Origin of the sequence: Kribbella sp. NPDC051586 (assembly GCF_044453965.1) — a bacterium.
Lineage (GTDB): Bacteria > Actinomycetota > Actinomycetes > Propionibacteriales > Kribbellaceae > Kribbella.
The window spans coordinates 442269-458621 of sequence record NZ_JBITDF010000002.1 but is presented as its reverse complement, the minus strand read 5'-3'; the positions used below and the strand labels follow the sequence as shown (position 1 = coordinate 458621).

The following is a 16353-nucleotide window of genomic DNA, read 5'->3' as shown; positions in this document are numbered from 1 at the left end:
CAACCGCGGCAACCGCATAGTTGGCGGAGCAGCGCGAGCAAAGCGATACCGTCGCAAACGGTAGACACCGGTACCGCCTCGTCCGAGGTGGCACCGGCACTGCCGTACCCCAACAGCCGCCGGAACCTCAGCGGCCCCTTCAGCGATTTCAAGCGATTCCAGTGGCGAGTCCCTTCGACCGACGGCCACAGTCCCGCCTGGGACTCGAAGGAGAGGGGATACGCCGATGACCGCGATGTCGGTTGGCTTGGCCCTGATCGGATTGCTGATCGCCGGACTGCTGGCCTGGATCGGCCTGACCCTCTCCCGCCGGAAAGCCGCCGACAATTCGTCCGCGCAACTCAAGGCTGCGCAACTCGAGACCGCTCAGCTGGAGGCGGCCCAACTCGAGGCGGCGCAGCTGACCGCCGGTGCGAAGTCCGCCGCCGAGCTGGTACGACGGCAGGCCGAGGAAGAGGCCGCCGTACTGCGGACCCGTGCGGAGGCGGCCGAGCAACGCAGCGAGGAGATCCGTCGCAGTGCCGAGGACCGCGCGTCCGAGGTACGACGGGATGCCGAGCAGCGGGCGTCCGACGTACGCCGGGAAGCCGAAGCGGAGGCACAGTCGATCCGTGACGACCTGCGCGAGCAGCGTCTGGAGATGGAGCGCCGCGACCACCGGTTGACCGAGCGCGAGGAGCGGGCCGATGAGCAGCACCGCGCGATGGAGGAACGCCATACCCAACTGACCGCTCAGCTGGCCGAGCTGGAGGAGCGCAAGAAGGAGATCAAGGACCTCGAGGACGAGCGCCGCCGGATTCTCGAAGGCGTGGCGAACCTGACCACCGAGCAGGCCAGGGCCGAGCTGGTCGCGTCGATCGAGGACGAGGCCAAGCGGCACGCGCACACGATCGTCCGCGAGATCGAGCGGCAGGCCCAGGACGAGGGCGAGATCAAGGCCCGCAAGATCATCACCGGCGCGGTGCAGCGGCTGGCGTCCGAGCAGACCAGCGAGTCGGTCGTGTCCGTCGTACATCTGCCCAGCGACGACATGAAGGGCCGGATCATCGGGCGCGAGGGCCGCAACATCCGGTCGTTCGAGCAGACCACCGGCGTGAACCTGATCATCGACGACACCCCGGAAGCCGTGCTGCTGTCCTGCTTCGATCCCGTCCGCCGGGAGACGGCGCGGCTGACGCTCGACTCGCTGGTGCTCGACGGCCGGATCCACCCGAGCCGGATCGAGGAGATCTACGAGCGCAGCAAGGGCGAGGTCGCCGAGCTGTGCCAACGGGCCGCCGAGGACGCGATGGCGGACGTCGGGATCACGGACCTGCACCCAGAGCTCGTCCGCACGATGGGGCTGCTCCGCTATCGCACGTCGTACGGACAGAACGTGCTCAAGCACCTGATCGAGTCGGCGCACATCGCCGGGATGATGGCCGCCGAGCTGGGGCTGGATCCGAAGCTGTGCAAGCGCGGCGCGTTCCTGCACGACATCGGCAAGGCGCTCACACACGAGTCGGAGGGCAGTCACGCGATCGTCGGGGCCGAGCTGGCCCGCAAGTACGGCGAGAACGACGATGTCGTGCATTGCATCGAGGCGCACCACAACGAGGTCGAGGTCCGCACCGTCGAGGCCGTGCTGACGCAGGCGGCCGATGCGGTGAGCGGCGGGCGGCCGGGAGCGCGGCGCGAATCGCTGGAGGCGTACGTCCAGCGGCTCGAACGGCTCGAGGAGATCGCGATGCATCACGACGGCGTCGAGAAGGTGTTCGCGATGCAGGCCGGCCGGGAGATCCGGGTGATGGTGCTGCCGGACGCGGTCGACGACATCGCGGCGCAGGTGATGGCTCGCGACATCGCGAAGCAGGTCGAGGAGGAGCTGACCTACCCGGGGCAGATCCGGGTGACCGTGGTGCGTGAATCCAGGGCTACTGAGGTGGCGAAGTAGCGTACTTCGCCCGCCACGCGGGCGGGTCGAACGGAGCCCCGTAGATCCGGGTCTCGCGGGCGATCCGGCCGTCGCGGAACTCGACGACGTTCGCCACGTAGTACACGTCGCCGCCGTAGTCCGACCGCCCGAGGACCACGAAGTTGTCGCCGGAGCCGGTGATGCGGAGGATCTGGATCGACGGCGGATTCGGGTACTCCTGCTGCATCGCGCGCATGGGGTCCCGCCCGATGATGCGTTCGCCGGACTGCGGCATCTCCAGGACGTAGTCCTCCGTGCGCGTCTCGTGCTCGGCCTCCGGCGAGAGCGCGAGTTCGCTGTCGGGCGACCACAGGCGTTCGAGCAGTTCACGGTTGGTGTCCATGAACTCATGGTGCACCCGGCTCGCGCCGAAGAGATCGACTACCTGCTTGGCTTGCGGAGGTGGGTCGGCGTGACGTCGATCGGCTCGTCGGCGACGCGCTCCGGCGGGGCGGTGCGGTACTGACGCTCGACCTCCGGGTCGATGACGGGCCGGTCGGTCTGCCGCCGCTGGTTGGCGAGGCGGTACGACAGCCAGATCCCGGCGGCGCCGCCGAGCATGATGATGATCCCGAGGGCGGTCAGGTTGAACGTGTCGGACGTGTCCCGTACGGCGAACGCGATGACAGCGCCGATCACGACGAGTGCGATCCCGGCCCCGATCCGCATACCCTGCTCCTTTCCGAACACGGAGTAACTGAACTCACTCCCCGTGCCCATAAAGGGGCGGCGGTATGCGTCGGCGGAACTCAGCGGAACTCAGCGGAACGCGGACTGCCCGGTCAGCGCCTGGCCGATGACGAGCTGGTGCACCTCGGACGTGCCCTCGTAGGTGAGGACGGATTCGAGGTTGTTGGCGTGCCGCATGATCGGGTACTCGCCGCTGATGCCGTTCGCCGCGAGGATCGTGCGGCACTCGCGGGCGATCGCGATCGCCTCGCGGACGTTGTTGAGCTTGCCCACCGACACCTGCTCAGGCCGGAGCGTGCCCTTCTCCTTCAGGCGGCCTAGGTGGACGGCGAGCAGGATGCCCTTGTTCAGCTCGACGGCCATGTCGGCGAGCTTCGCCTGGGTCAGCTGGTACGCCGTGAGCGGCTTGTCGAACACGATGCGCTCGCCGGCGTACGCGATCGTCGTCTCGAGGCAGTCCCGGGCCGCGCCCATCGCGCCGAAGATGATGCCGAAGCGGGCCTCGTTCAGGCAGCCGAGCGGGCCGGACAAACCGCGTGCCTCCGGCAACAAAGCTGAGCCGGGCAGCCGCACATCGGTCAGCACGAGCTCCGAGGTGACCGACGCGCGCAGCGACATCTTCTGCTTGATCTCCGGCGCCGAGAAGCCGGGTGTCGACGTCGGTACGACGAAGCCGCGGACACCGTCGTCGGTGCGGGCCCAGACCACCGCGACGTCGGCGACCGAACCGTTGGTGATCCACATCTTCGAGCCGTTCAGGACCCAGTCGTCGCCGTCGCGGCGGGCGTTGGTGCGCATGCCGGCCGGGTTCGAGCCGAAGTCGGGCTCGGTCAGCCCGAAGCAGCCGATCGCCTCACCGGCCGACATCCGGGGGAGCCATTCGTCCTTCTGCTCGTCGCTGCCGTACTTCCAGATCGCGTACATCGCGAGCGATCCCTGCACGGAGACCAGCGACCGCATCCCGGAGTCCGCCGCCTCGATCTCCAAGCAGGCAAGCCCGTAGGCCACCGACCCCAGCCCCGCGCACCCGTATCCCGTCAGGTGCATCCCCAGGAACCCGAGCGCCCCCAGCTCCTTGGCCAACTCCCGCGCCGGAATCGAAGCCGTCTCGAACCACTCCGGCAACGCCGGCCGTAACCGCTCATCCGCAAACCGCCGAGCGGCCGCCCGAACATCAACCTCTTCCCCAGTAAGCAAAGAGTCAACATCGACGAGATCCAAGGACACGGTCATACCCGAACGCTAATCCATCACTTGCGGTACCAGGGCCACCACCAGTGGCGTTTGCGGGGGTGGCGGACGATGACGCTGGCGTGTTTGGCCTTGCCGGTCACGTGGAGGCGGACCCCGCCGGGGCGGGGTGCCACGGCTTTGTTCTTCGCGCTGCTGTGGTGGACGTCGACCTGGTCGATGTCGACGCTCCAGCCTTCGGGGATGACCATCACGACCGAGCTGTGGATGGCGTGCGCGTCGACGTGGATGTCGGCCCAGTGGACCACCGCGTCGGTGAAGTCGAGTTTGACCGACGAGTGTTCCGCGATCGCCGTCAGCCGCTCGGGCACGACCCAGGCGCCCTCGCGCTTCTGCTGGCTGTGCCTCGCCCGGAGGGTGAGCTCCTGCGAACTGCCGTGTGCGACCGGCAGCAGATCGGCGGTCGCGTTGCGCAGCTCGAGCTGGGTCTTGGCCGAGTAGACCTGGGTCAGCCGCTCGTCCAGTTCCTCGAAGTCCAGCCGGCCGTCGGTGTGTGCTTCCTGGACCACGGCGGCGGCACGTTCGCGGTCGTTGTCGGATGCCCGGTGACCGGGCGGCGGCTGCTCCAGACTCATGCGACCAAAGGTAGCGCCGCTACCGGTCCGAGCAGAACGACAAAAATCTCCCGACGACCTCGGACCACGTCTTCTCGAGCTCGGAGGCGTACCGCTCGGCGTCCGCGACCAGGGCATCCGGATCGAACCCCATCGACCGCAGCCGCTCCGGGTCCCACCGGCGTACCCGGTCAGCCGTGACCTCGGGGTGGAACTGCACGCCCCAGCTCCGTTCACCCAGGCGCAGCATCTGGTTCGGGCAGCGCTCGCTCGACATCAGCAGTACGGCGTCCTCGGGCAGTTGCGTGATCTGGTCCTGGTGACTCTCGACCGCCCACACCGACGACGGCAGACCGCCGACCAGCGGATCGTCCGCGGCGGCAGGCAGGACTGTCAGCGACGTCACACCCTTCTCGGGCAGCCCGTACTTCCCCTTCACCTCGCCGCCGAACGTGTGCGCCAGCAACTGCCCGCCCAGGCAGATCCCGAGCACCGGCACCCGGTCGTGCGCGTCACGCAGCAGCGAGCGCTCCGCCGGCAGCCACGGCGACCGCTCGTCCTCGTCGGGCAGCATCCCGCCGCCGAGCATGATCAGGCCCGCATGGCCGGCCACGCTCGTGGGCACCGGCTCCCCGTCCCACGCCCGGACGACGACGGGAGTGATTCCACGGTCGTCGAGCCAGCCGAGCAGCTTGCCCGGACCGCTGCCCTCGTCGTTCTCGATCATCAGCACGGAGGTCGGCATCGTCACCGGGCCACGGTACGCGGCACACCGGCCACCGCCGTACCGGAGTCGTGATTCCGGGATACTGATGCACTGGGGGTGCAGATGGAGCCGATCAGTGGATTCGTGCGCGCCGTGGTGGGGGACGTGGCCTTCATCTTCGGCAAGGGCATGGTGAACGCGTACCTGCTGGCCCGCCGCAACGGAGTGTCGAGGCCACAGCTCGACCTCCTGGTCCGGTCGCACGGCCAGTACGTGCCGCTCGCCATTCCCACCGGCACTGTGCCCGCTGTCGACCGGCTGGTCGGGCTGGACGAGCTGCGTCCCGCGCCTCTGCTGACCGTGGAGTTCACACCGGGCGACACAGGCGCCGAAGCGCACCTCACCGCCAACAACCCGGTCCTCATCACCATCACCGACGTCAGCCACCGCGAGTACGACGCTGTGGTGCTCACCACGTCGCTCGGCGCAGCGGCGTACGCACAACTGCCACCGGGCTACTACCACGTCTCCGCGGTCGTCATCGACGAGCACGGCGAGCTCCTGCAGGGGTACGGCGCCCAGCACAACCTGCATGTGGACAAAGGGGACGACCTGATCGTCTCGCTCTCGATCCGCACCGCCGGCGTCGGCGAGATCGCCACAGCACTGGAGACCGGCCCGCAACCGGTGCTCGTCGGACCGGACGGTGAGGTCTTACCGGTGCTCGACCTGGTCCGGATCGGCCGGGCGCCGGACAGCGACGTGATCCTCGACCGGCAGGAGATCAGCCGGCACCACGCGGAGCTGCTGCGGATCGACGCGACCAGCTACGAACTGCGCGATCTCGGCTCCACCAACGGGACGCAGGTGAACGGCGTACGGATCGAGACCGCGATGGTCGGCAACGGCGACGAGATCCGGCTCGGCGCGCTGGCCTTCCGCTTGTACCTGGGGTGACCGCACCTGGAACAATGGCGGCGTGAATCCACGCAGCGTCGTCATCCTCGGTTCGACCGGCTCGATCGGTACCACGGCGCTGGACCTCATCGGGCGGAACCCGGACCGTTTCCACGTGCTTGCGCTGTCCGCCGGCGGCGACAACGTCGCGTTGCTGGCGGAGCAGGCGCTCGAGTTCGGCGTCGAGGTCGTCGCGGTCGCGAAGGCCACGGTCGCGCAGGACCTGCAGTTGGCGTTCTACGCCGAGGCGCAGCGGAAGGGGTACGCGCAGGGCGAGTTCCGGATCCCGAAGATCATCACCGGGCCGGATGCCTCCAGCGAGCTCGCGGCGATGCCGTGTGACGTGGTTCTCAACGGCATCAACGGCTCGGTCGGGCTGCACGCCACGCTGGCCGCGCTGGACGCCGGGAACACGCTGGCGCTGGCCAACAAGGAGTCGCTGGTGATCGGCGGGCCGATCGTCACGCGGCTGGCCAAGCCGGGCCAGATCGTCCCGGTCGACTCCGAGCACAGTGCCATCGCCCAGTGCCTGCGGGGCGGCTCGCCGGACGAGGTCCGCAAGCTGCTGCTGACCGCGAGTGGGGGCCCGTTCCTCGGCCGTCCGCGGAGCGAGCTGGCCGATGTCACGGTCGAGCAGGCCCTCGACCACCCCAACTTCGCGATGGGGCCGGTCGTCACGATCAACTCCGCCACGCTGGTCAACAAGGGTCTGGAGCTGATCGAGGCGCACCTGCTCTTCGGCATCCCGATGGACCGGATCGACGTCGTGATCCACCGGCAGCAGGCGATCCATTCGATGGTCGAGTTCGTCGACGGCGCGACCATCGCGCAGGTCGGCGTACCGACGATGTCGGTGCCGATCGCGCTCGCCCTCGGCTGGCCCGACCGGATAGCGGACGTTTCGCCGCCGTGGAACTTCGCCGAGGCGAGCACGTGGACGTTCCAGCCGGTCGACGACGCCGAGTTCCCGTCGGTCAGCCTGGCCCGGGAGGCGGGCGCCCGGGGCGGTACGGCGCCTGCGGTGTTCAACGCGGCGAACGAAGTCTGCGTGGAGGCGTTCCGGGCCGGCCGGCTGCCGTTTACGGGGATCGTCGACACGGTCGCCCGGGTGGTGACCGAACACGACGTACCCTCGTATGTGGAACTGTCCGTCGACGACGTGCTCGCCGCGGACGCGTGGGCCCGGCAGCGAGCCCGGGAGATCACTACCAGCCGTACAGACCGCCGCACCGACAGTAGCCAGGAGAACTAAAGGGCATGACCGTGCTTCTCACCACCGTCGGCATCGTGCTGTTCGTCCTCGGGGTCCTCATCTCCGTCGCGCTGCACGAGATGGGCCACATGCTCCCGGCCAAGGCGTTCGGGATGAAGGTCACGCAGTTCTTCGTGGGCTTCGGCCGGACCCTCTGGTCGACCAAGCGCGGCGAGACGGAGTACGGCATCAAGGCGATCCCGGCCGGTGGGTTCGTCCGGATCATCGGGATGCTGCCGCCGGGCAAGGGGCAGGACCCGACGAAGGTCCGCAAGGCCAACACCGGCCCGATCCAGTCGATGGTCGAGAACGCGCGCTCGGCGGAGTACGAGACGATCGCGCCCGAGGACGACGGCCGGCTCTTCTACCAGAAGGTGTGGTGGAAGAAGCTGATCGTGATGGCGTCCGGTCCGCTGGTGAACGTGGTGATCGCGTTCGTGCTGTTCGGCGGGCTGTACATGCTCTACGGGACGCCGATCGCGCAGACCACGGTCTCCACCGTCACCGACTGCGTGATCCCGGCCGACCAGGCCTCGGCCAACCGGCAGTGCACCGACGCCGACAAGGTCTCCCCGGCCAAGGACGCCGGATTCCAGGTCGGCGACAAGATCGTCTCCTTCAACGGCACGCAGATCAGCAGCTGGGACCAGCTCACGCCGCTGATCCGGGCGAACACCGACAAGCCGGCCACGATCGTTGTCGAGCGCAACGGTGCGCAGAAGACGCTGCAGACCAGCACGATCGTGAACCAGGTGCAGGAGAGCGCCACCTCGGACAAGCTCGTCTCGGTCGGCTTCCTCGGCATCTCGCCGACGGAGAAGGTGGAGCAGCAGAGCTTCGGCTTCGTGGTCGACCAGATGGGCAAGCTGACCGTCAGCACCGTGCAGGCGCTCGGACGCTTCCCGGAGAAGCTGGTCGGGGTGGCGAAGTCGATCGTCGGCGGCCAGCGCGACCAGGACAGCCCGATGAGCGTCGTCGGCGCGAGCCGGGTGGCCGGTGAGGTCGCGTCGAGCGATCTGGGCGTCGGCCAGAAGGTCGCCACCGGGATCCTGCTGCTCGCCTCGCTGAACCTGTTCCTTGCCCTGTTCAACTTCATCCCGCTGCTGCCGCTGGACGGCGGCCACATGATCGGCGCGATCTGGGAAGGCATCCGGCGCGGCCTCGCCAAGCTGTTCCACCGGCCCGACCCCGGGTACGTCGACGTGGCCAAACTGCTGCCGATCGCCTACGTCGCGGCCAGTGCGATCGTGGTGATGGGCGTGCTGCTCGTCATCGCCGACATCGTGAACCCCATCAAACTCTTCAACGGCTGACCCTCACCCAACGGTTAAGGACTCATGAGCATCAACCTGGGCATGCCCGCGCTGCCGCCACCGACCCTCGCACCGCGCCGCAAGACCCGTCAGATCAAGGTCGGCAGCGTGCTGGTCGGCGGCGACGCGCCGGTCTCGGTGCAGTCGATGACGACGACGCCGACCAACGACGTCAACAAGACGCTGCAGCAGATCGCCGAGCTGACCGCGGCGGGCTGCGACATCGTCCGGGTCGCCTGCCCGCGGCAGGAGGACGCCGACGCGCTGGCGGAGATCGCGCAGCACTCGCAGATCCCGGTGATCGCCGACATCCACTTCCAGCCGGGCTACGTCTTCGCCGCGATCGAGGCCGGCTGCGCCGCGGTCCGGGTCAACCCGGGCAACATCCGCAAGTTCGACGACCAGGTCAAGGAGATCGCGCAGGCGGCGAAGGACCACGGCACGTCGCTGCGCATCGGCGTGAACGCGGGTTCGCTGGACAAGCGGCTGCTGGAGAAGTACGGCAAGGCGACGCCGGAGGCGCTGGTCGAGTCGGCCGTGTGGGAGGCGTCGCTGTTCGAGGAGCACGACTTCCACGACTTCAAGATCTCGGTCAAGCACAACGACCCGGTCGTGATGGTGCAGGCGTACGAGATGCTCGCCGAGCGGGGTGACTGGCCGCTGCACCTCGGCGTGACCGAGGCCGGGCCGGCGTTCCAGGGCACGATCAAGTCGTCGGTCGCGTTCGGCGCGCTGCTGTCGAAGGGCATCGGGGACACGATCCGGGTGTCGCTGTCCGCGCCGCCGGTCGAGGAGGTCAAGGTCGGCCTGCAGATCCTGCAGTCGCTGAACCTGCGCGAGCGCAAGCTCGAGATCGTCTCCTGCCCGTCCTGCGGCCGCGCCCAGGTGGACGTCTACACCCTCGCCGAGCAGGTCACCGCCGGCCTCGAGGGCATGGAGGTCCCGCTCCGCGTCGCCGTCATGGGCTGCGTCGTGAACGGCCCCGGCGAGGCCCGCGAAGCCGACCTCGGCGTCGCCTCCGGCAACGGCAAGGGCCAAATCTTCGTCAAGGGCGAGGTCATCAAGACCGTCCCGGAGTCCGCGATCGTCGAAACCCTGATCGAAGAGGCCATGCGCATCGCCGAATCCATGGAACCCACCGGAGACGCAGGCGAACCCACCGTCACCGTCAGCTGATCTGCACCAGCTTTGCTCCAGAGTTGGTGCCTGAGTACCGAGGAATCGTGCACCAATGCGCACGATACATTGGTGTATGATTTGTGCCATGACGCGCATCTCGGTTGACGTGAACGACGAGTGGCTCGAAGCTGCCCGCGCGGAGCTTGGTACCGACAGCAAGGTCGAGACAATCAATGCCGCGCTGCATGAGCTGGCCCGGCGGAAACGTGCCAAGGACCTCATCGCGACGCTCGACGAGGTCGACCTGGACGTGAGCGGCTCGGACGCGGCTTGGCGGTACGGCGGCGGACGTGATTTCAGCCGCCTGGAGATCGACGCGCGGGATGAGCGCAGCGCGTGATGGCTGGAGCCGCCTACCTGGCGGACACTTCTGTTTTCGTGCTGCGCGGCCGCGACATCAATGTCAAGCACCGGTTCGACAGCTTGCTGGTCGAAGGCCGGCTGGCCTTCTGTCAGATGACCCTGCTCGAGTGCCTCAACAATGCTCCCGACCCGAAGACCTACGAACGGCTGTGGGCCGATCTCCAGGGGCAGCGATGGGCGGACGTGAGCACCGAGGCCATGGACCGGGCCCTGAGCGTCCATCGGTCGCTGGCAAAGAAGAGTCAGCATCGGCAGTTTCGGCTGCCTGACCTCATCATCGCCGCAACCGCTGAATTGGCAGGGTTGACGGTTCTGCACTACGACGACGACTATGACCGGATCGCGAAGGTCACTGGGCAGCCAGTGGAATGGGTGATGCCGAAGGGGACGCTCTGACGGTGACCGACTACCTGGTGGTTAGTGCTGTTGCTGGGGAGGCTCGGTATGTGCCGGACGGGATTCCGGTGGTGGTTACCGGGGTGGGGAAGACGGCGGCAGCGGTGGCTGTTGGGCGGGCGTTGGGGGAGCGGGATACCTCGGATCTCGTGGTGCTGAATGTTGGGACGACCGGTGCGCTGCGGGATGGGATGGCTGGGCTCTACTTGCCGAGTCTGGTGATCAATCACGATGTGAACGCGGCGGCGGTTCGGGCTATTGGACTCGATCCGCAGGACGAGCTGCGTATCGATGGTGGCGACGGGACAGTGCTGGCGTCGGGGGACGTGTTCGTGACCGATCCGGTGGTGCGTCAGCGGCTGGCCGAGCGGGCGCATCTGGTGGATATGGAGGCGTACGGCGTGGTGTACGCGTGCCGCGAGTACGGCGTACCTGTGCGGGTCGTGAAGCACGTCTCGGACTCGGCGGACGAGGCGGCGCTCGACTGGCCGGCTCTCGTGGATGCGAGCGCAAAGGCCCTGGGGGAGTGGGTCAGCGAGTACGTTCGCTGAGCCACTCCAGTACGGCGATCTCCCGCACCAGCCAGCGCATCACGCCGACGCCGCTCTCCAGCACCCGTCGGTTGGCCGTCAACGCCGCGGCGACGGTCACCCACTGCGGTGTGAGCTCCAGCTCCGCCTCGTACCCCTCCAACTGCTGCTCACCCATCAGCGTCCCGCCCGAGCAGGCGAAGTAGTAGGACGTCATCCCAAACACGTCGTACTCCGCGTCGATCGCCGGCACCTCCTCGCGGGTCGTCGCCAACTTGGCTCCGACCGCAACCGCGTCGTACCCGCACTCCTCGAGGAACTCGCGGCGTAGCGCCACCTCGTACGACTCACCGGCCTCGACACCGCCGCCCGGGAACTTGTAATCGCCGTGGCGCGACGCCAGCAGCAGCAACTCGGGCCCGCGGAACAGCACCCCGCGGACCGCGGTGCGCTCGATCAACCGTCCGCCGGGCGGGAGGTCCGGTGAGCGGAAGGTGGCAAGCAGCATGCGGTCTATGCTGACTTGGCCTTGGGTCAAGTACGCCACTCGCTGGAGGTCCGCATGGCCGGTTCGTCGCTCCTGTCGGCACTCGTCGCGGCACTCGCCGACGGTTCGGTCGAGGTGGTGGATCTGACGTCGCCGCTGTCCGCGTCCACGCCGGTGATCCAGCTGCCGCCGGAGTTCGGGCAGACGGCGCAGTTCGCGCTCGAAGAGATCAGCAGGTACGACGACCGCGGGCCGGCCTGGTACTGGAACAACTTCACCAGCGGCGAGCACACCGGCACCCACTTCGACGCGCCGAACCACTGGGTCACCGGCAAGGACCTCGCCGACATCGCCTCGGTCCCCGCCAACCGCCTGATCGCGCCGGCCGTCGTCCTCGACTTCACCGCCGAGGTCGAGAAGAACCCCGACTTCCTCGTCGAGGTCGACCACCTGAAGGCCTGGGAGGCGGAGAACGTTCCGCTGCCCACGGGCGGCTGGCTGTTCGTGCGCACGGGCTGGGACGCGCGGTCGCACTCGCAGGAGGCCTTCATCAACGCCGACGAGAACGGCCCGCACACGCCAGGCCTCTCGCCGGAGTGCGCGCGGTGGGTCGCGCAGGAGTCGCCCGTACTCGGCATGGGGGTCGAGACTGTCGGGACCGATGCCGGGAAGGCGCACTCGTTCGACCCGCCGTTCCCATGCCACTCCTACCTGATGGGCAGCGACAAGTACGGCCTGACGCAGCTGCAGAACCTTGCGCAGCTCCCGCCGACCGGCGCAGTCATCATCGCCGGACCGCTGCCGATCGTCGGCGGCTCCGGCGCTCCCGCACGAGTGCTCGCGCTGGTCGAACGCGGATGATCGTCGCGGACGCCGTCGGTCGGGCGCTCGTGGCCGCGGGCGTCCGCCAGGTGTTCGGCGTGGTCGGGTCGGGCAACTTCCACCTGACGAATGCGATGGTGGCCGCCGGCGCGCGCTTCGTCGCCGCGCGGCATGAGGGCGGCGCTGCGACGATGGCCGACGCGTACGCGCGGATGAGCGGGACGGTCGCCGCGCTCACGGTCCATCAGGGCTGCGGTCTGACGAATGCGATGACCGGTATCGCCGAGGCGGCCAAGAGCCGTACGCCGATGGTCGTCGTCGCGGCGGAGGTCCTCGAGCCGCGGTCGAACTTCTACGTCGACCAAGAGGCGCTGGCTCGCGCGGTGGGCGCGGTGCCCGTGCGGATCACCTCGGCGGAGACCGCGGTTGCCGAGGCGCGAGACGCGGTGGCGACTGCCGTGCGCGAACGCAGGACGGTACTGCTGAACGTGCCGCTTCCGGTGCAGGCATTGGAGGTACCCACGGCCGCGCGGCAGCCGGCGGAGCTGCCATCGCCGGAGGCGGTGGTGCCGGACGCCACCGAGGCTCTCCTTGAGCTGCTGCAGCGTGCGGAGCGACCGGTGTTCGTTGCGGGCCGTGGAGCTCGCGTCCATCGCGACGTCCTCGAAGCACTAGCGGATCGATCCGGAGCACTCCTGGCGACCTCAGCCGTCGCGCACGGCCTGTTCCACGGCAACCCCTGGTCGCTCGGGATCTCGGGCGGCTTCGCCTCACCGCGTACTGCGGAATTGATCCGCGCCGCCGACCTCATCGTGGGTTGGGGATGCGCGCTGAACATGTGGACGATGCGCCACGGTCAGCTGATCGCACCGGACGCGACCGTGGTGCAGGTCGACGACGACGCGTCGGCCCTTGGCGCGCATCGCGAGATCCAGCTGGGTGTCACCGGCGATGTCGGGCTCACCGCGAGACTTGTGCTCGAGGCGTTCGGCGAGCAGCGCGTGGGTTATCGGAACGTTGAGCTTGGCAGCGTACGCTGGCGAGACGTCGCGTACGACGACACGAGTACGGCGGAGCGGATCGATCCCCGAACGCTGAGCATCGTGCTCGACGACCTCCTGCCGACCGAACGGGTGGTCGCCGTCGACTCCGGCAACTTCATGGGCTACCCGAGCGCATACCTCTCGGTGCCGGACGAGAACGGCCTCTGCTTCACCCAGGCGTTCCAGTCGATCGGGCTGGGGCTTGCGACCGCGATCGGCGCCGCGTTGGCGCAGCCGGATCGGCTGCCGGTGGCCGCGCTGGGGGATGGCGGCGCACTGATGAGCGCTGCGGAGCTGGACACCGTCAGACGACTCGGTCTGCCGATGCTGGTGGTTGTGTACAACGACGATGCGTACGGCGCCGAGGTGCACCACTTCGGTCCCGACGGGCACCCGCTGGAGACCGTGACGTTCCCGCCGACCGACATCGCAGCGATCGGGCGGGGCTACGGCTTCGAGGCTGCGACCGTACGGACCGTCGAGGACCTGGCGGTGGTCAAGGACTGGCTGAACGGACCACGGTCGGCGCCGTTCCTCGTGGACGCGAAGGTCGTGGCGGACCAGCCGTCCTGGTGGCTGGAGGAGGCGTTCCGCGGTCACTGAGGCGATCCGGATTATCCTGGCTTGACCTTGACCCTGGGGGCAAGGTTTAGCGTCGGGGTGAAGGAGGCGGGATGCGGATCAGTGATCTGGCGGCCGAGGCCGGTGTGACGGTGAAGGCGGTGCGGTACTACGAGGCGCAGGGGCTGCTCAAGCCGCGACGTGAGGCGAACGGGTATCGCGCGTACGAAGCGGACGATGTGGTCGTGGTGCGCGAGGTGAAGGCATTGCTGAGCCTCGGGTTGACCGCCGAGCAGACGTACCCGTTCATCGAGTGCCTGCGGGCCGGCAATGAGCGCGCCGACGTCTGCCCGGCCTCGCTGACGGCGTACCGGACCCGGATCGCGGACGTGGACCGGCGGATTGCCGAGCTGACGGACCTGCGTGGCCGGCTGACCGACCTCCTGACCGATGCCGAGAGCTGGAGGATGAAGCAACTATGAGTGAACTGCGCACCGTCGACGAGGCGAGCTTCGACGAGCTGGTCCTGCGGTCCGACAAGCCCGTGCTGGTGGACTTCTGGGCCGAGTGGTGCCCGCCCTGCCATCAGATCGCCCCGGTCCTGGCCCAGATCGCCGCCGACCGCAGCGAGCAAATGACCGTCGTAAAGCTGAACTCCGACGAGAACCCGGCCATCTCCGCCCGCTACCGCGTCATGGCTCTACCGACCCTGATCCTCTTCCACCAGGGCGAAATGATCTGGTCCGTCGTCGGAGCCCGCCCGAAGGCCCGTCTGCAGAAAGACCTCGACGACGCCCTCCTGACCGCGGTCTAGATGTACTCGATCATGTAGAACGCATCCCACCGGCAGACGGGGCGCCGTTCAGCGCCGCCTGCCGGTGAAACGCGATCCGCCAGCCACTGGTGCCGGTCCACACGGTGCTCGCGTACGCCCTGCGGTTCGGGATTGACGGTTAGTTGTCTAGGATGCTAGCAATATAGCCATGGTGGATGACGGTGGCAAGAAGGTGCAGTTCAACGTGTATCTGCCGCCTGGGTTGGTGCGGCGGGTGAAGCACAAGGCGATCGACGAGGGTGCGAGTCTCTCGGCGCTGGTCGAGCAGGCGCTGGCGGAGTACCTGGACAAGCATGGGGAGGCGCGGGGATGAACGACGTGAACAACACAGTGATCAGGCCGCTGCGGTTCACGGCGGACGTGGGCGCGATGCGAGCTTTCCTCGAGGCGCTGGGGCTGCGGTCGCGGATCGAGTCCGAGCGTGGTGGCTGGGTCGACATGCTGACCGGTCGCGGGATGGTCGCGCTGCACGACGCGGCCAGCAGTAGTACCGGCGGGCAGCCGGGGCAGACGACTCTCTCGTTCGAGGCGGACAAGATCGACGAGCTGAGGGACCGGCTGGAGCAGGTGGGGTTCGTCGACGCGACCGTCTTCGACGAGGCGTACGGACGGGTGCTGTCGGTGACCGGACCCGACGAGGTCGTCATCTGGGTCGACGAGCATGCAGAGGACCTGTACGGCTACAAGGTCCACGACGCGCGCCCGGACGAGCGGTGGTCGGTCACGCCGTACCTGACGGGTGCCGAAGAGCCGGCCTGGCGTCGCTTCTTCGAAGGCGTCGGCATGGAATTACCAGTCCGGTTCGGCCCGGCGGACGGCAAGTTCGCCGTAAGGCTGGACCTGAGCACTACCGAAGACCTCGACGACGTCCTCGGCCGCCTCGACACGTATGAGGTGACCCGGACCGACAACGGGCTCGAGATCGTCGACCCGGAAGGCCAGCTCGTAGTGGTGCACGGATGATCGCCGTACGCCGGGCCGAGCTCAGCGACGTCGACGCCATCCGGCAGATCGGTCTGACGACTTGGCCGGTGGCGTACGGCGGACTGGTGCCGGAGGAGTTCATCACCGACGGACTGGCCCAGTGGTGGTCCCCAGAGGCCGTCGAACGCGGCATACGCAAAGGCATCACCCTGGTCGCGGCGGACGGCGACGCGCTGCTAGGCATGGCCGGACTCGGGCAGGAGGACGACTCCTGGGTGATGTGGAAGCTGTACGTCCTGCCCGGTCACCAAGGCAAGGGCATCGGCAAGGCGCTCCTCGACGCCGCGATCGCAGCTCTGCCGGACGGTACGCCGGAGCTCCTGCTCGACGTCCTGGTCGCGAACGAGCAGGCGATCGGCTTCTACCGCGCGCAGGGCTTCACCGAGGCGAAACGGACCCCGCGCCGCGATCTCGGCGACGAATTGATGTGGATGGCCATTGACCTCGACCGCACCTGAACTTGCAGGATGCCGCCC

21 protein-coding genes are annotated in these 16353 nt (G+C 68.1%); 15 read left to right on the top strand and 6 right to left on the bottom strand.

What is annotated here, in order from left to right:
* Positions 1–226 precede the first annotated feature (226 nt).
* Complete coding sequence (gene rny, locus ACIA58_RS12630; RefSeq protein WP_396403761.1) at positions 227–1933, top strand: ribonuclease Y; 1707 nt, start codon at positions 227–229, stop codon at positions 1931–1933.
* On the opposite strand, the gene ACIA58_RS12625 is transcribed toward rny, so the two are convergent.
* From ACIA58_RS12625 to ACIA58_RS12605, 5 genes are all read right to left on the bottom strand, one after another.
* Positions 1914–2297 (bottom strand): nuclear transport factor 2 family protein, encoded by a 384-nt coding sequence (locus ACIA58_RS12625; RefSeq protein ID WP_396403760.1) that lies wholly within the window; start codon positions 2295–2297, stop codon positions 1914–1916. The two genes, rny and ACIA58_RS12625, sit on opposite strands and share 20 nt — an antisense overlap.
* 38 nt (positions 2298–2335) lie before the next feature.
* Positions 2336–2623, bottom strand: coding sequence for a DUF6458 family protein (locus ACIA58_RS12620; RefSeq protein WP_396403759.1), 288 nt, complete (start codon positions 2621–2623; stop codon positions 2336–2338).
* A gap of 90 nt (positions 2624–2713) precedes the next feature.
* Positions 2714–3877, bottom strand: a complete 1164-nt coding sequence (locus ACIA58_RS12615) for an acyl-CoA dehydrogenase family protein (RefSeq protein ID WP_396403758.1) — start codon at positions 3875–3877, stop codon at positions 2714–2716.
* A 17-nt stretch (positions 3878–3894) separates the two neighbouring features.
* A complete protein-coding gene (locus tag ACIA58_RS12610; protein WP_396403757.1) occupies positions 3895–4470 on the bottom strand; it encodes a DUF1707 domain-containing protein in 576 nt (191 codons plus the stop codon).
* 19 nt (positions 4471–4489) lie between these two features.
* On the bottom strand, positions 4490–5194 hold the full coding sequence (locus ACIA58_RS12605) for a type 1 glutamine amidotransferase (protein WP_396404973.1): 705 nt from the start codon (positions 5192–5194) through the stop codon (positions 4490–4492).
* A gap of 84 nt (positions 5195–5278) precedes the next feature.
* Between ACIA58_RS12605 and ACIA58_RS12600 the strand changes: the two genes are divergently transcribed.
* From ACIA58_RS12600 to ACIA58_RS12570, 7 genes are all read left to right on the top strand, one after another.
* Positions 5279–6112, top strand: coding sequence for an FHA domain-containing protein (locus ACIA58_RS12600; protein ID WP_396403756.1), 834 nt, complete (start codon positions 5279–5281; stop codon positions 6110–6112).
* Between the two features lie 22 nt (positions 6113–6134).
* Complete coding sequence (gene dxr, locus ACIA58_RS12595; RefSeq protein ID WP_396403755.1) at positions 6135–7364, top strand: 1-deoxy-D-xylulose-5-phosphate reductoisomerase; 1230 nt, start codon at positions 6135–6137, stop codon at positions 7362–7364.
* A 5-nt stretch (positions 7365–7369) separates the two neighbouring features.
* Complete coding sequence (locus ACIA58_RS12590; RefSeq protein WP_396403754.1) at positions 7370–8677, top strand: M50 family metallopeptidase; 1308 nt, start codon at positions 7370–7372, stop codon at positions 8675–8677.
* A 24-nt stretch (positions 8678–8701) separates the two neighbouring features.
* Positions 8702–9853 carry a flavodoxin-dependent (E)-4-hydroxy-3-methylbut-2-enyl-diphosphate synthase gene (gene ispG, locus ACIA58_RS12585; protein WP_396403753.1) on the top strand — a complete coding sequence of 384 codons (1152 nt, stop codon included), beginning with the start codon at positions 8702–8704 and terminating at the stop codon, positions 9851–9853.
* A gap of 88 nt (positions 9854–9941) precedes the next feature.
* Positions 9942–10196, top strand: a complete 255-nt coding sequence (locus ACIA58_RS12580) for a DUF2191 domain-containing protein (RefSeq protein ID WP_396403752.1) — start codon at positions 9942–9944, stop codon at positions 10194–10196.
* On the top strand, positions 10196–10615 hold the full coding sequence (locus tag ACIA58_RS12575; RefSeq protein WP_396403751.1) for a PIN domain nuclease: 420 nt from the start codon (positions 10196–10198) through the stop codon (positions 10613–10615). Before ACIA58_RS12580 ends, ACIA58_RS12575 begins: the two co-directional genes overlap by 1 nt.
* Positions 10616–10617: 2 nt before the next feature.
* Complete coding sequence (locus ACIA58_RS12570; protein WP_396403750.1) at positions 10618–11166, top strand: nucleosidase; 549 nt, start codon at positions 10618–10620, stop codon at positions 11164–11166.
* Here ACIA58_RS12570 and ACIA58_RS12565 read toward each other — a convergent pair.
* Positions 11147–11653: an NUDIX domain-containing protein gene (locus ACIA58_RS12565; protein WP_396403749.1), complete on the bottom strand. Its 507-nt coding sequence runs from the start codon at positions 11651–11653 to the stop codon at positions 11147–11149. The two genes, ACIA58_RS12570 and ACIA58_RS12565, sit on opposite strands and share 20 nt — an antisense overlap.
* A gap of 54 nt (positions 11654–11707) precedes the next feature.
* Here ACIA58_RS12565 and ACIA58_RS12560 point away from each other — a divergent pair, with 54 nt between their 5' ends.
* The 7 genes from ACIA58_RS12560 (at position 11708) to ACIA58_RS12530 (ending at position 16335) form a co-directional block, all read left to right on the top strand.
* Positions 11708–12493, top strand: coding sequence for a cyclase family protein (locus ACIA58_RS12560; RefSeq protein ID WP_396403748.1), 786 nt, complete (start codon positions 11708–11710; stop codon positions 12491–12493).
* Positions 12490–14100 carry a thiamine pyrophosphate-binding protein gene (locus ACIA58_RS12555; protein ID WP_396403747.1) on the top strand — a complete coding sequence of 537 codons (1611 nt, stop codon included), beginning with the start codon at positions 12490–12492 and terminating at the stop codon, positions 14098–14100. The genes ACIA58_RS12560 and ACIA58_RS12555 overlap by 4 nt, the downstream gene beginning before the upstream one ends.
* Positions 14101–14171: 71 nt before the next feature.
* Positions 14172–14540: a MerR family transcriptional regulator gene (locus tag ACIA58_RS12550; RefSeq protein WP_396403746.1), complete on the top strand. Its 369-nt coding sequence runs from the start codon at positions 14172–14174 to the stop codon at positions 14538–14540.
* Positions 14537–14872: a thioredoxin gene (trxA, locus tag ACIA58_RS12545; protein ID WP_396403745.1), complete on the top strand. Its 336-nt coding sequence runs from the start codon at positions 14537–14539 to the stop codon at positions 14870–14872. Before ACIA58_RS12550 ends, trxA begins: the two co-directional genes overlap by 4 nt.
* A gap of 169 nt (positions 14873–15041) precedes the next feature.
* Entirely contained in the window at positions 15042–15206 is a 165-nt protein-coding gene (locus ACIA58_RS12540; RefSeq protein WP_396403744.1) for a CopG family transcriptional regulator, read from the top strand.
* On the top strand, positions 15203–15856 hold the full coding sequence (locus ACIA58_RS12535) for a VOC family protein (protein WP_396403743.1): 654 nt from the start codon (positions 15203–15205) through the stop codon (positions 15854–15856). The genes ACIA58_RS12540 and ACIA58_RS12535 overlap by 4 nt, the downstream gene beginning before the upstream one ends.
* On the top strand, positions 15853–16335 hold the full coding sequence (locus ACIA58_RS12530) for a GNAT family N-acetyltransferase (RefSeq protein ID WP_396403742.1): 483 nt from the start codon (positions 15853–15855) through the stop codon (positions 16333–16335). The genes ACIA58_RS12535 and ACIA58_RS12530 overlap by 4 nt, the downstream gene beginning before the upstream one ends.
* Positions 16336–16353: the final 18 nt, after the last annotated feature.

What these genes read in the sequence shown, in the direction of transcription:
- rny (WP_396403761.1), top strand. Translation starts at nt 227, where the DNA reads ATGACCGCGATGTCGGTTGGCTTGGCCCTGATCGGATTGCTGATCGCC.
- ACIA58_RS12625 (WP_396403760.1), bottom strand. Translation starts at nt 2,297, where the DNA reads ATGGACACCAACCGTGAACTGCTCGAACGCCTGTGGTCGCCCGACAGC.
- ACIA58_RS12620 (WP_396403759.1), bottom strand. Translation starts at nt 2,623, where the DNA reads ATGCGGATCGGGGCCGGGATCGCACTCGTCGTGATCGGCGCTGTCATC.
- ACIA58_RS12615 (WP_396403758.1), bottom strand. Translation starts at nt 3,877, where the DNA reads ATGACCGTGTCCTTGGATCTCGTCGATGTTGACTCTTTGCTTACTGGG.
- ACIA58_RS12610 (WP_396403757.1), bottom strand. Translation starts at nt 4,470, where the DNA reads ATGAGTCTGGAGCAGCCGCCGCCCGGTCACCGGGCATCCGACAACGAC.
- ACIA58_RS12605 (WP_396404973.1), bottom strand. Translation starts at nt 5,194, where the DNA reads ATGCCGACCTCCGTGCTGATGATCGAGAACGACGAGGGCAGCGGTCCG.
- ACIA58_RS12600 (WP_396403756.1), top strand. Translation starts at nt 5,279, where the DNA reads ATGGAGCCGATCAGTGGATTCGTGCGCGCCGTGGTGGGGGACGTGGCC.
- ACIA58_RS12590 (WP_396403754.1), top strand. Translation starts at nt 7,370, where the DNA reads ATGACCGTGCTTCTCACCACCGTCGGCATCGTGCTGTTCGTCCTCGGG.
- ispG (WP_396403753.1), top strand. Translation starts at nt 8,702, where the DNA reads ATGAGCATCAACCTGGGCATGCCCGCGCTGCCGCCACCGACCCTCGCA.
- ACIA58_RS12580 (WP_396403752.1), top strand. Translation starts at nt 9,942, where the DNA reads ATGACGCGCATCTCGGTTGACGTGAACGACGAGTGGCTCGAAGCTGCC.
- ACIA58_RS12575 (WP_396403751.1), top strand. Translation starts at nt 10,196, where the DNA reads ATGGCTGGAGCCGCCTACCTGGCGGACACTTCTGTTTTCGTGCTGCGC.
- ACIA58_RS12565 (WP_396403749.1), bottom strand. Translation starts at nt 11,653, where the DNA reads ATGCTGCTTGCCACCTTCCGCTCACCGGACCTCCCGCCCGGCGGACGG.
- ACIA58_RS12560 (WP_396403748.1), top strand. Translation starts at nt 11,708, where the DNA reads ATGGCCGGTTCGTCGCTCCTGTCGGCACTCGTCGCGGCACTCGCCGAC.
- ACIA58_RS12555 (WP_396403747.1), top strand. Translation starts at nt 12,490, where the DNA reads ATGATCGTCGCGGACGCCGTCGGTCGGGCGCTCGTGGCCGCGGGCGTC.
- ACIA58_RS12550 (WP_396403746.1), top strand. Translation starts at nt 14,172, where the DNA reads ATGCGGATCAGTGATCTGGCGGCCGAGGCCGGTGTGACGGTGAAGGCG.
- trxA (WP_396403745.1), top strand. Translation starts at nt 14,537, where the DNA reads ATGAGTGAACTGCGCACCGTCGACGAGGCGAGCTTCGACGAGCTGGTC.
- ACIA58_RS12540 (WP_396403744.1), top strand. Translation starts at nt 15,042, where the DNA reads ATGGTGGATGACGGTGGCAAGAAGGTGCAGTTCAACGTGTATCTGCCG.
- ACIA58_RS12535 (WP_396403743.1), top strand. Translation starts at nt 15,203, where the DNA reads ATGAACGACGTGAACAACACAGTGATCAGGCCGCTGCGGTTCACGGCG.
- ACIA58_RS12530 (WP_396403742.1), top strand. Translation starts at nt 15,853, where the DNA reads ATGATCGCCGTACGCCGGGCCGAGCTCAGCGACGTCGACGCCATCCGG.